This is a genomic window from Providencia sp. UF-183 (genome assembly GCF_058246155.1).
In genome coordinates, this window is record NZ_JBSICD010000020.1 from 30,819 (window position 1) to 43,175 (window position 12,357).

At 38.6% G+C, this 12,357-nt stretch carries 12 protein-coding genes; 8 read left to right on the plus strand and 4 right to left on the minus strand.

Going from position 1 to position 12,357, the window contains the following annotated elements:
* Nucleotides 1-36 precede the first annotated feature (36 nt).
* The 5 genes from AC4IFT_RS17085 to AC4IFT_RS17105 all read left to right on the plus strand — a co-directional run bounded on the left by AC4IFT_RS17085 (nt 37) and on the right by AC4IFT_RS17105 (nt 5,321).
* Complete coding sequence (locus AC4IFT_RS17085; protein ID WP_490752028.1) at nt 37-1,434, plus strand: YcjX family GTP-binding protein; 1,398 nt, start codon at nt 37-39, stop codon at nt 1,432-1,434.
* On the plus strand, nt 1,431-2,486 hold the full coding sequence (locus tag AC4IFT_RS17090; protein ID WP_490752029.1) for a YcjF family protein: 1,056 nt from the start codon (nt 1,431-1,433) through the stop codon (nt 2,484-2,486). Before AC4IFT_RS17085 ends, AC4IFT_RS17090 begins: the two co-directional genes overlap by 4 nt.
* 238 nt (nt 2,487-2,724) lie before the next feature.
* Nucleotides 2,725-4,284 carry a transcriptional regulator TyrR gene (gene tyrR / locus AC4IFT_RS17095; RefSeq protein WP_490734789.1) on the plus strand — a complete coding sequence of 520 codons (1,560 nt, stop codon included), beginning with the start codon at nt 2,725-2,727 and terminating at the stop codon, nt 4,282-4,284.
* Nucleotides 4,285-4,289: 5 nt separating this feature from the next.
* Entirely contained in the window at nt 4,290-4,721 is a 432-nt protein-coding gene (locus AC4IFT_RS17100) for a hypothetical protein (RefSeq protein ID WP_490734791.1), read from the plus strand.
* Nucleotides 4,722-4,946: 225 nt separating this feature from the next.
* Entirely contained in the window at nt 4,947-5,321 is a 375-nt protein-coding gene (locus AC4IFT_RS17105; protein ID WP_353244146.1) for an ATP-binding protein, read from the plus strand.
* A gap of 95 nt (nt 5,322-5,416) precedes the next feature.
* On the opposite strand, the gene tpx is transcribed toward AC4IFT_RS17105, so the two are convergent.
* Complete coding sequence (gene tpx / locus AC4IFT_RS17110) at nt 5,417-5,920, minus strand: thiol peroxidase (protein WP_490734793.1); 504 nt, start codon at nt 5,918-5,920, stop codon at nt 5,417-5,419.
* Nucleotides 5,921-6,564: 644 nt separating this feature from the next.
* Between tpx and AC4IFT_RS17115 the strand changes: the two genes are divergently transcribed.
* Both AC4IFT_RS17115 and zntB read left to right on the plus strand, forming a co-directional pair.
* A complete protein-coding gene (locus AC4IFT_RS17115; RefSeq protein ID WP_490734795.1) occupies nt 6,565-8,187 on the plus strand; it encodes a peptide ABC transporter substrate-binding protein in 1,623 nt (540 codons plus the stop codon).
* 369 nt (nt 8,188-8,556) lie between these two features.
* Entirely contained in the window at nt 8,557-9,540 is a 984-nt protein-coding gene (zntB, locus tag AC4IFT_RS17120; protein WP_490734797.1) for a zinc transporter ZntB, read from the plus strand.
* Nucleotides 9,541-9,799: 259 nt separating this feature from the next.
* Here zntB and ttcA read toward each other — a convergent pair whose 3' ends face one another.
* A complete protein-coding gene (gene ttcA / locus AC4IFT_RS17125; protein ID WP_490734799.1) occupies nt 9,800-10,714 on the minus strand; it encodes a tRNA 2-thiocytidine(32) synthetase TtcA in 915 nt (304 codons plus the stop codon).
* Between the two features lie 275 nt (nt 10,715-10,989).
* Between ttcA and AC4IFT_RS17130 the strand changes: the two genes are divergently transcribed.
* Nucleotides 10,990-11,130 (plus strand): hypothetical protein, encoded by a 141-nt coding sequence (locus AC4IFT_RS17130; protein ID WP_490752031.1) that lies wholly within the window; start codon nt 10,990-10,992, stop codon nt 11,128-11,130.
* A gap of 86 nt (nt 11,131-11,216) precedes the next feature.
* Here the strand turns inward: AC4IFT_RS17130 and catA are convergent, their stop codons facing one another.
* Both catA and AC4IFT_RS17140 read right to left on the minus strand, forming a co-directional pair.
* Nucleotides 11,217-11,858 carry a type A chloramphenicol O-acetyltransferase gene (gene catA, locus AC4IFT_RS17135; RefSeq protein ID WP_490752032.1) on the minus strand — a complete coding sequence of 214 codons (642 nt, stop codon included), beginning with the start codon at nt 11,856-11,858 and terminating at the stop codon, nt 11,217-11,219.
* Between the two features lie 198 nt (nt 11,859-12,056).
* Nucleotides 12,057-12,296, minus strand: a complete 240-nt coding sequence (locus AC4IFT_RS17140) for a helix-turn-helix domain-containing protein (protein ID WP_490734805.1) — start codon at nt 12,294-12,296, stop codon at nt 12,057-12,059.
* Between the last annotated feature and the right edge of the window lie 61 nt (nt 12,297-12,357).

Below are 12,357 nucleotides of genomic sequence, written 5' to 3' on the forward strand. Positions count from 1 at the left end.
GAATGATGAATTTCAATGGAAAGTCTGGGGAGGAGCATGAAACGCCTGCAAAATGAATTGACAGATTTGATGAATCGAAGTGTTGATCGTCATGTCAGATTAGCAGTAACGGGGCTAAGCCGCAGTGGTAAAACGGCATTCATTACTTCATTGGTCAATCAATTATTAAATGTGAATACAGGTGCCCGTTTACCTTTATTTTCCGCCGCGAGAGACAAGCGGTTACTGGGTGTAAAACGCATTCCACATCGTGATTTATCTGTTCCACGTTTTGCTTACGATGAGGGGATCGCATCATTATATGGGCAGCCACCTGAATGGCCAACACCGACCCGTGGTGTAAGTGAAATTCGCTTAAAGCTACATTATCGCTCTGATGACTCTTTCTTGCGCCATTTTGTTGATAACTCATCCTTATATTTAGAAATTGTTGATTATCCTGGGGAATGGCTACTGGATTTACCGATGCTCGATCTCAGTTTTATCGATTGGTCAGAGCAAATGAATACGCTAATTAAGGGGGAGCGGGCTCATTTAGCTCAGTCTTGGTTAGCTTTATGTGAAAAGTGCGACCCATTAGCACCCGTTGATGAAAATTTATTGGCTGAAATTTCGAAAGCCTATACGCAGTATTTAATTGAATGCAAAGCACAAGGGCAACATTTTATTCAGCCGGGGCGTTTTGTTTTACCCGCGGAGCTGGATGGAGCCCCTGCTTTACAGTTTTTCCCTTGGCCAAATGTTGCAAAATATGGGGCAAAAGCTTTAGCACAAGCAGGGAAGAACACTAACTTTGGCGCATTGCAACAGCGTTATCAATATTACTGCGAACATGTGGTGAAAGGGTTTTATCGCGATTATTTTCAGCGGTTTGATAGGCAAATTGTGCTGGTTGATTGCTTGCAACCGCTAAACAGTGGGCCTGAAGCGTTTAATGATATGCGCATGGCGCTAACACAATTGATGCGTAGCTTTCATTATGGAAAACGTACGTTACTGAGGCGCTTATTTTCTCCATGTATTGATAAGCTATTATTTGCTGCCAGTAAATCTGACCATGTTACCCCTGATCAACACGCTAACTTAGTTTCTTTACTGCAACAATTGGTGCAAGAAGCGTGGCAGCATGCGGCGTTTGAAGGTATTAGTATGGACTGTATGGGGCTCGCTTCTATTCAAGCAACAAAGAGCGGCATGGTGGATTATAAAGGGGAAAAGTTACCCGCATTGAAAGGTGAGCGCTTAAGTGATGGGCAGCCATTGACATTTTACCCTGGGGAAGTGCCAAAACGTTTGCCTACTGAACAATTTTGGCAGCAGCAAGGCTTTCAGTTTGAAAATTTTAGGCCTCAGCCGACCCCTATTGACCAACCACTGCCGCATATTCGGATGGATAGCGCGTTAGAATTTTTATTGGGAGATAAATTAAAATGAAGGAACCAATAAAACAACGACTTGATTTCGTAGATGATATTTCCGATGAAAAAGCGGAAAAACTGAGGCAAGCCCGTGTATTTGACGAGCATGAATTTGAAAATTTTACCCCTGTAGCCGTTGAAGCTGAGTTAGAAGCCCAAGATGGGGAGGTCGAAAGCCTCATAAATGACGCTTTAAGACCAAAACGCACTTTTTGGCGCAAGCTTATTGGTACGGCTGTGGGCATTTTTTCGGTCAGTGTTGTTGCTCAGTTAGGGATTTGGATCCACCAATCGTGGGTAACCCAAGATTGGACTGCACTAGGTACGGCATCAGCGGGTGGCTTGATTGTCATTGCAGGCGTCGGGTCTATTGTGGGTGAATGGCGTCGTTTATATAGACTACGTGAACGTGCTGAAGAACGGGATTTCGCTCGTGAATTACTGCATAGTCATGGAATGGGGAAAGGGAAAGATTTCTGTGAAAAATTGACTAAGCAATCGGCATTACCAGCGCAACACCCTGCGGTTCAACGTTGGCAAAGCATGTTACATGACTCTCATAATGACCGTGAGGTTGTTGAATTATATAGCCAAATGGTTCAGCCAATCCTTGATGAGCAAGCGCGAAAAGAAATTAGCCGCTGTAGTGCTGAGTCGGCCATAATGATTGCGGTGAGTCCTTTAGCAATTGTTGATATGGCATTTATTGCTTGGCGCAATATTCGTTTGATTAATCGAATTGCAGCGATTTATGGGATTGAGTTAGGTTATTATAGCCGTATTCGACTTTTTCGTATGGTATTGATTAATATTGCTTTTGCTGGAGCTTCTGAGCTTATTCGGGAAGTTGGTATGGATTGGCTATCGCAGGATATTACCGCGAGGTTATCGACTCGTGCGGCGCAAGGGATCGGGGCTGGGTTATTAACGGCACGTTTAGGTATTAAGGCTATGGAACTGTGTCGCCCATTACCTTGGATTGACAATAAGCCACGGCTAGCAGATTTTCGTCATCAATTAATTGGTCAGTTAAAGAACGTTATTCCCAGTAAAAAGGCAAACAGTTAAAGCATTTTTAATGGCAGGGTGAGTTGACAGTTTTTGCTCACCTTGCAGTATTATTTCTTAATATTATTATTAATACCTCCCTAAATGAGCGGAAAATAGTCAAAAATTGTCATTTTATTCGGCTAAACTTGATTGGATTACAGTGTGTCAACAATATGTGACACAAACACTGTCTTCTCATTAAGATTAACGTTAAAATGTGCCCATCAAATCGACTTCTTTAATAAGGTTTCCCTCCATGCGCCTCGAAGTGACTTGCCAAGATAGGATTGGTTTAACGCGTGAATTACTCGATCTATTAGTTCTGCAAAATATTGATCTAAAAGGAATTGAAATTTCACCGCAGCGTCGCATATACCTTAACTTTACCCCGGTTGATTTCCAAGTATTTAGCTCTTTGATGGCCGAAATACGTCGAATTAATGGCGTGATTGATGTCCGCCGTATTTTTTTCATGCCATCTGAGCGGGAACATAAAGCGGTATGGGCATTGCTAAATTCATTTCCAGAAGCGGTTTTGTCGATTGATAATAAACTAAATATTGAGTTGGTTAATCCAATGACATTACACCTATTTGGTTATGATGAAACACGCATTCGTGAAAAAACCTTTTCTCAATTAGTCGGAAGTCATGGGTTAATACGCTGGTTTGAGCGTGAATCTCCAGAGCCTTATAGCGAAAAAGTCATGATAAAGGGCCAAGACTATTTGATGCAGGTAACCCCGATTATTTTGGCTGATGAAAACGGTAAGTCCCATTGCACGGGGGCTGTTTTACTCCTTAAGTCTGTTGCGGTGTTAGATAAACAACGCAAACAAGTTACTGAGGTTGACAGTAGTGGCTTTGAGCAAATAATCGCTGTTAGCCCTGTCATGTCGAATGTTGTTGAACGCGCAAAACGTATCGCAATGCTAGATGAACCCTTGTTGCTGGTGGGGGAAACAGGCACAGGGAAAGATATTTTAGCCAAAGCCTGTCACCTACACAGCGCGAGAGGCAAAGAGCCGTTCTTAGGTTTAAACTGCGCTTCGATGCCCGATGATGTTGTAGAAAGTGAACTCTTTGGCTATGCGGCTGGGGCCTACCCAAATGCCGTTGAAGGAAAAAAAGGCTTCTTTGAGCAAGCTAATGGTGGGACGGTTTTACTCGATGAAATTGCCGAAATGTCCCCTCAAATGCAAATTAAATTGCTACGTTTTTTAAATGATGGAACTTTTAGGCGAGTTGGCGAAGAACGTGAAGTGAAAGTTAATGTACGGGTAATTTGTGCAACGCAGAAAAACTTACCTGCATTAGTCGCAGAGAAAAAATTTAGGGAAGATCTTTATTATCGTTTAAACGTATTAACGCTGACTATCCCACCACTGCGTGAACGTAAAGAAGATCTCTTACCACTGACTAAAACGTTTGTTGCAAGTTTCTCACGGGAACTCAATATTGCTGAACCCAAATTAGCACCGTCATTAATTGAATATTTAAGCAGTTATTATTGGCCAGGTAATGTTCGTCAATTAAGAAATGCATTATACCAAGGGCTAACACAGCTTGAGGGAAATACATTAGATGCAGATAATATCCAATTGCCAGATCTGGTAAATACACCTACGCTTGCACTAGACTCATTAAATGGTTCTCTGGATGAAATTACCAAACGCTACGAAGCTTCGGTGTTATCACGCTTGTATCGTGATTATCCGAGTACGCGTAAATTAGCCAAACGTTTGGATATTTCGCATACGGCAATAGCGAATAAACTCCGAGAATATGGCCTTAATGCAAAAAAAGAGCAAGATTAAATAAAATGAATAAACGTTTAGTTTTTACATTAGTGACTGTTCTGTTTGGTGCGAGTGCTTTTAGTCAGGCAGAGACAGCCATCCCAAACGATGGATTGAATAAATATTGCCAAGATGAAAATCAAACCATGGATGAAATCTATGAAAATGGTGCTCTGACTAAATGTTATTTTATGGGCAGCACTTTATCTGAGGCGTATAAGCAATACCGTAGTGGATTAATTGAAGATGCTCCACTTTTCTTGGCTGAAAAATTAGCCATTAAAAAAAATATGAGCATGCCATGTCCAGTCGAAGGGTGCATTGCAATTAACTACCGTTGGGATGGGGATAAAAAATTAAACATTATTCAGGAATTTGAGGGTGGTGAAACACACTTACAATTCACGCAAGAGAATAAAGGTACTGCGTTAGAAATAACTCAACATATGGATTAATTATATTCTTCAATGATATAAAGATAGGCAAGCAGAAAAGGGCTAGGTCTCTATTTCAGCCCTTTAGGTTTATTTTTACATTTTATCCGTACTGATACCATTCAATCTGAGCGAATGTTGAGCAATTTGCTTGCTTGTTGGCTATTTTTCCTGCTATATAACATAGACAGCTGCTGTATTGGGTACTCATCTTTTTTAATGGGGTTATGCCTACAAGGAGTTGCCATGGATCAATTCACGATTAATTTTGTTGTCAATCTCAAGCTACGCGAATATATGGACCAATGCCATTATAAGAATGATATGTTTGAGTCAGCGGCGTCAGCTGCGGAGCTTTATTTAATGAATAAAGCGGCGGTTAAATACCTCACGAAGAAAAATCGTTTTACGTGGGAAGTGTTAGTCAAAAATGGGCACAAGCCCCGTGATTTAATCATTGATATTTTAACGTCTTGTTGCCCTGTTACGCAGGATCAAGCGCTAAAAATTTTAAGTACCTTATCTCATACATTGATTAGCTATATGAAGGGTAATCAATTGTTTATTAATGTTGTTAATGCTAAAAACCATCACCCTCTTTATTGGGCGTATGTTGATTAATATGATAATGATTGAAAGATAATCTTGAGAGATAAAAGAGCAAAAAGCGGGAGAGCATCCCGCTTTTTTATTAGGGTTCCGATAACACAATAAGCTTATTTCAAGCTATTTAATGCGCTATCGTAGTCAGGTTCTTCTGTGATTTCAGGAACTAACTGGCTGTAAATAACTTTGTCGTTTTCATCTAATACAACGACTGAACGCGCTGTAAGGCCTTTGAGTGGGCCGCTTGCGATTGCCACGCCATAATCATCAGCAAAAGAGGCACTACGGAAAGTCGATAATGTGACGACATTGTCCAAACCTTCTGCACCACAAAAACGAGCCTGAGCAAAAGGTAAGTCAGCAGATACGCATAGAACAACGGTGTTATCAAGGTCGTTCGCGAGTTGGTTAAATTTACGAACAGAGGCTGCACAAACGCCAGTATCAACACTTGGGAAAATATTTAATACTTTACGTTTACCGACATAGGTTTCCAGTGTAGCTTCACTGAGATCTTTTGCGACTAAGGTGAAAGGTTTTGCTTTTGTACCTGCCTGCAAGAAAACGCCATTAACTGCGATGTCATTGCCTTTTAGCTTAACTGTTTGCGACATGAATTTTTCTCCCGTTTATAAATTAAATCAGTGCCAACTTAGCCCATTTTTTAGAGAAAATCTTTGCGATTAAAGGTTTTCAATTGCGCTAAGCTACACGTTTTGAGTTTTACATTCTATTAATGACCAAAACCTACTGCATACCTAAAACAACACTGTATACCCTAACGCATAAGTGGAGCAAGGCGGTTAATGTTAAGGTTAATTAGTTTCTCACAGTCAGCGATTATATAACTGGTAAGCGAGATTGGAGTTTACGTTTTTTATTATAGAGTCTTTTAAAATATCTTATTGAGTGTAACAAAAGCAAGACAATATGTATCGATTTCTTTATCTATCATTTAGTTATCAGCAAAAATGTTATGGGTATAAAAAACGTTATAGCGCGATAACAAATAATGAAAGTTGTTTATTGAAAATTTCACGAAGGATAACGCTATATTTAAGCGGATACATCATAAACTAAACAGGATGTATGGATTTTTAAAACATGAAAGCATATGATGCAAAAAGGGAAAAATTTCACCTTGTACAGGTGTACCCGCGGTAAATACGGTAGTGCTGTTAATGTGTTAGTCTCTTTTCAATACAGTGTCGCTAAATGTTTAGCTGATTTTATTTATATAAACAAGATAGAAAATAACATGCATAAACCTTCATTCTCACCTTTAGCTGTATTATTTGCTTCTTTTTTTCTAGCTACACCGGCTATCAGTGCTGTTGTCCCCGCGGGGACAATATTAGCGGATAACCAAACAGTGACTCGTCATTTGAAAGATGAGCCTGCATCATTAGATCCGATTAAATCAGTTGGGCTAACTGAAGCGCAAGTGATGCGTGATTTATTCGAAGGCTTGGTTAATCAAGATAGTCAGGGTAAACCCACTTCTGGTGTAGCATTAAATTGGGAAACAACGGATAACCGAATTTGGACTTTTACACTTCGGCCTGATGCGCGTTGGTCAAATGGTGACCCCGTGACTGCGGATGATTTTGTTTATAGTTGGCAGCGCTTGGTTGCTCCTGCAAATACATCGCCTTTTGCGTGGTTTGCTGCTTTAGCTGGGATTAACAATGCGCAAGATATTATTGATGGTAAGCTACCTGTTGAGCAACTCGGTGTCGAAGCGGTCGATAAACATAAGCTTAAAGTTACTCTTAATAAACCCGTTCCGTATTTTCCATCTTTAGCTGCAAACTTTAGCTTGTATCCGGTTCATCGCGAAACGATAGAAAAACTCGGGGCGGATTGGATCAAAGTAGGTAATTTAGTCGGTAATGGTGCTTTTACACTCGCTGACCGTGTTGTAAATGAAAAAATTGTTTTAACCCCGAATCCGTATTATTGGGATCATAAAAATACAGTAATTACACAAGTTACATTTGTTCCTATAAACCAAGAATCTCATGCGACTAATCGTTATTTAGCGGGTGATTTAGATATTACTGAATCGTTCCCTAAGCAACGTTATCAAAAATTACTACAAGATATTCCTAATGAAGTTTTTACGCCTGATCAGTTAGGAACCTACTATTATGCCTTTAACACACAGCGTGCTCCAACAAATGACGTGAGGGTGAGAAAAGCATTATCAATGGCAATCGATCGTCAATTAATTGCCAGCAAAGTATTAGGTACAGGAGAAAAGCCTGCGTATTATTTCACCCCAGATGTGACAGATGGCTTTAAACCTGAGAAAGGGCTTTATAATAGCTATTCACAAAAAGAATTAGATCAACAAGCAAAAGCATTGCTGCAAGAAGCAGGTTTTGGACCAAATCACCCGCTTGAGCTTACATTATTGTATAACAGTTCGGAAAATCACCAAAAAATAGCGATTGCCATCGCTTCGATGTGGAAGAAAAAATTAGGGGCGGATGTTAAGTTAGTTAATCAAGAGTGGAAAACGTATATTGATAGCCGTAATACAGGGGACTTTGATGTCATTCGAGCCTCTTGGATTGGTGATTTCAATGAACCTTCAACATTTTTATCACTTCTGACATCACAACATAGCGGTAATATTCCAAAGTTCAATAGTCAGCAATATGACCAAGTTATGGCATCTGCAAGTATTGAAACCAACGCACAATTGCGTAACCGTTACTACAATAGTGCAGAGGCCCTTTTGGCTAAAGAAGCGCCAATTGCACCTATTTACCAATACACCAATGCGCGGTTAATCAAGCCTTGGCTTAAAGGGTATCCTATTGAAAATCCTGAAGATGTAGCATATAGCCACAGTTTCTACATTATTAAACATTAAGCGAAAATATCCGATATGACTTACGGTCTGTATTATGTTCAGGCCGTTTTTTATTTGTGGGAGTTTAAAAAAACTCCTTCCTCTGGAGAATGGGAAGGAGGACCAAAAAGGAATAAACACTACCTCTTAATCATAAAAAATTTATAAGTCATTGTATTGCTCGATTGTGTCAAATTCGTGATATACCTTTAACAAAAATGGCGGCGCTCATTATTACTGTTTATTTACAGATATTTGTATCTTCTTGATCTTATACGTTACTTATAAATGTCTACGTAAATAGAATTATTAAACATTTCATTGAAATTATTGCAATATTTCATCTATTCTATTAAAAATAACATATTGTTTATAAAAGGGAGATATTGCATGGCGTTGGTTTACGGTTCGTTATTTGAAAACTCAAATCCGGTACATGCATTTCAATTAAATGGAGATGGGGGACTACTCCCTATTGATGTTAATGCGAGCGCAACACAACAATCTCCGTTTTGGCTTCATTTTGATTATAAAAACCCGCAAAGTTTTAATTGGATCCAACAGTCTGAGTTATTTAATGACCAAGTTAAATCAGCTCTATCAGGGCAATCAGGGCGCTGGCGTTTAATTCGTGTGGGTGACGGGGTTTTATTAACACTCCAAACATTAAATACCAATGCAGGACAGCGACCTGAACAGTTAGTCGCGTTTCGGGTATTTATTAACAACCGCCTTATTATTTCAAGTCGTCATCGGAAAGTGAATTCATTAGACACGGTTATTGATGATCTGAAAGAAGGTGTCGGAGCGCAAAGTACAGGCGACTGGCTTGTTGAAGTGGCTGATTCTATCACTGATGAAATAAGTGATTTTACAGACTCTTTGCATGAGCGATTAATTGAACTTGAAGATGTGATATTAAATGGTGAAATTCCTGAGCGCGGTGAATTAGCTTTATTGCGTAAACAGATTATTGTTGTTCGTCGTTACATGGCGCCACAAAGAGATATGTTATCCCGCTTAACAACAGAAAAACTACTTTGGTTGGATGATACTGACCGTCGTAGAATTCAAGAAATTTCAGACAGATTAGGCCGTTGTATTGAAGATTTGGATGGTTTTATTGCGCGCACTGCAATTATTTCTGATGAGATCACCAATATGATGACAGAAATGATGAATCGCCGTATCTATACGATGTCACTGATGGCGATGATTTTTCTGCCAACGACTTTTTTGACAGGGCTGTTTGGCGTTAATCTAGGGGGGATCCCTGGAAATGAATTTCGTTTTGCCTTTAGCGTATTTTGCGTATTACTTGCCGCATTAATTGGAACGGTACTGTGGTGGCTAAGAAAAAGCCGCTGGCTCTAAATTCGATGACTTATTTTGTATAACCCGAGCTAGTTTGAGATAAATCAATAAAACTAATGGAGTTTTAGGGCACTATTAATCCCGCAGGTGAATGCAACGTTGAGCGATGAACGTTGTGCTCCATAATTGTAGTTTTTCTCATATTGAGTTCTTATACAGAATAATTGACCACTGTAATGCCGATGTAATTTACATCGGCTTTTTTTTGCTCAAAATCTGATAGCAAAAAATAACCCCCAGTTTGGAGGTTATTAATGGTTTATTTTACTTCAATAATATCTAAGCGCTGGGCAGTAAAGTCTGGAGCATCATCTTCATCAATGAAGGATTGCGTTGGCATATCTTCTCTATCAAAGGCCAAATCCCCACCATCAATGACCTCATCACCATGAGAAATGTTTTTAAAATCAAACAGTTCTGTATCGCACAAGTGTGAAGGGACAACATTTTGTGTTGCACGGAACATGGTTTCAATCCTGCCTGGATAACGTTTATCCCAATCACGTAGCATTTCTTTAATCACTTGGCGCTGTAGATTTGGCTGTGAACCGCACAGGTTACAAGGAATAATTGGAAATTCTTTCGCTTGCGCAAAACGCTCAATATCTTTTTCGCGGCAATAAGCGAGTGGGCGAATCACAATGTGCTTTCCATCATCACTCATCAGTTTTGGTGGCATACCTTTTAATTTACCGCCATAGAACATGTTTAAGAACATGGTTTGCAAAATATCATCACGGTGATGCCCTAACGCAATTTTTGTTGCCCCTAATTCCGTTGCCGTGCGATAGAGAATGCCTCGACGTAAACGTGAGCATAAAGAACAGGTTGTCTTTCCTTCAGGTATTTTTTCTTTCACAATACCATAAGTATTTTCTTCGACAATTTTATACTCAACACCTAAATTATCGAGATAAGCAGGCAGAATATGCTCAGGAAAACCAGGTTGTTTTTGGTCAAGATTGACCGCAACTAATGAAAATTGGATTGGTGCGCTTTTTTGTAAGCTCTGTAAGATGGAAAGTAAAGTATAGCTGTCTTTCCCACCGGACAAACACACCATAATGCGGTCACCGTCTTCAATCATGTTGAAGTCAGCAATTGCTTGCCCAACATCACGGCGAATTCGTTTTTGCAATTTATTTAAGTTGTACTGTTCTTTATTGGTTGTCATTCTATACGGTTCTGTTGCTGGTTATTATTTACATTACTGATAGATAAAGGCTTTATGAAAATTTATTAATGTTCTTATTATTTTATCTATAAATCGCTATCAGCAAAATTTGTGAAAGACGCACATAATAGCAGAAGCAAGGGGGAGTGTGATACACGTTAGTAAAAAGAGCATCTTTCATTACATGCAATGGTGATTTTGAAACGTAACATCTAGCCTTTATCTGATTGAATAATCAGGCCTTACCATTTAGTCTAGGAGAAAAGGGAGGAATTATGCCTGCTAGTGATCCTATTGAACTCATTGCTTTAACTCTTGCAAATACCATAAAAATGGTCGTTACCCCTGTCGATTATGCATTCCAAAGTGGGACTTTGGGGGACTTATTTTACATGGGTTGGCTACTTATGAACTAATTGAAAATAGTCAGCCATCATAACTTTTTGAAAGGGAGGCTTTTAGCTTCCCTTTATCATTAAGCAACCTCATCCAAACTAGAGGATTAACAGGTTAATTCATTGCATAATATCTGTAATTCATTCACAAATCGGCCTACATGGAAGCCATCGCAAACTGCGTGATGCACTTGAATAGCTAGCGGTAACAATATTTTATTGTCTTCCTCATAGAATTTTCCCATGGTAAATATTGGCATGAAACTGTTGGTGATATTGGCAATATTCAAGTTAAAACTATCAAATGAAACCCATGGTAATGAAGATACATAAAAAACATTTTCTTTCTGAACTGGCTGTGGTGTTAAATTATAATCATTTTTATATAGCGCTAGCTGATGATTATAATTTTCCATAAAAATCTGAATGTTATCAGAATATTCGCACCATAAAGATGAGAATGTTTCTGTTTCGTTATGGAATATAGTGAAATTAGGATGCACTTTATCCCATAAAATAAGGTCATTATGTTTTTTAGAAAACCTAAATTCATTTCGTGCATTTACCAACGACGATAGCAGATAAATGATAGTAGGATAAAAACGGTACCCTCTAGATTTTACAAAACGAGTTAATAAAGTAATGTCTATCTTAGTTGTTAGACTGAATCCACAGTTAACAACCTCACTGTATACATGATAATGTTCTTTACGTTGCCATATTTCAACGTTAAATCGAGTGTAATTCATTTTTTCCCCTTCTAATAAGATAAATTAATTTTATTAGAAGGGGAATTTCTCTGATTTGGAAAATAACATTTTAGTTTCTCGATAGTCATTATTTGAACTGATATGTTACGGTTATGATAAAATTTTGTCGAGTGTAATATTTAGCTTATCAAAAAAAGAGCACGATTGACGCTAATCTGAAGCGTAATCTCATGTTATTTAATATTGTACTTCAGGGTTAAGGTAGATATTAAATAATGAATTCAGTTCAACATTTAATATCTTAGATAATACAACAAGATGGTCAATGAAGATTGATAATGAACCATCTTCATACTTCAGGTAAGTTATTTCTGTTATAGAGAGTTTTGCTGACATTTCCTGTGTTGTCACTTGGCTTTCTAATCGCTTTTTCTTAATGAAATTACCCAATGCAGCATTGCCTGATTTTTTATTCATAATAATACTTTTTCTTAAATTAAAATTTATTCGATTATCATTGATAAAAATGAATATTCAA

Bases quoted from the DNA above. Each gene is read 5' to 3' on its own strand.
- AC4IFT_RS17085 (WP_490752028.1), top strand. From the start codon at position 37: ATGAAACGCCTGCAAAATGAATTGACAGATTTGATGAATCGAAGTGTT.
- AC4IFT_RS17090 (WP_490752029.1), top strand. From the start codon at position 1,431: ATGAAGGAACCAATAAAACAACGACTTGATTTCGTAGATGATATTTCC.
- tyrR (WP_490734789.1), top strand. From the start codon at position 2,725: ATGCGCCTCGAAGTGACTTGCCAAGATAGGATTGGTTTAACGCGTGAA.
- AC4IFT_RS17100 (WP_490734791.1), top strand. From the start codon at position 4,290: ATGAATAAACGTTTAGTTTTTACATTAGTGACTGTTCTGTTTGGTGCG.
- AC4IFT_RS17105 (WP_353244146.1), top strand. From the start codon at position 4,947: ATGGATCAATTCACGATTAATTTTGTTGTCAATCTCAAGCTACGCGAA.
- tpx (WP_490734793.1), bottom strand. From the start codon at position 5,920: ATGTCGCAAACAGTTAAGCTAAAAGGCAATGACATCGCAGTTAATGGC.
- AC4IFT_RS17115 (WP_490734795.1), top strand. From the start codon at position 6,565: ATGCATAAACCTTCATTCTCACCTTTAGCTGTATTATTTGCTTCTTTT.
- zntB (WP_490734797.1), top strand. From the start codon at position 8,557: ATGGCGTTGGTTTACGGTTCGTTATTTGAAAACTCAAATCCGGTACAT.
- ttcA (WP_490734799.1), bottom strand. From the start codon at position 10,714: ATGACAACCAATAAAGAACAGTACAACTTAAATAAATTGCAAAAACGA.
- AC4IFT_RS17130 (WP_490752031.1), top strand. From the start codon at position 10,990: ATGCCTGCTAGTGATCCTATTGAACTCATTGCTTTAACTCTTGCAAAT.
- catA (WP_490752032.1), bottom strand. From the start codon at position 11,858: ATGAATTACACTCGATTTAACGTTGAAATATGGCAACGTAAAGAACAT.
- AC4IFT_RS17140 (WP_490734805.1), bottom strand. From the start codon at position 12,296: ATGAATAAAAAATCAGGCAATGCTGCATTGGGTAATTTCATTAAGAAA.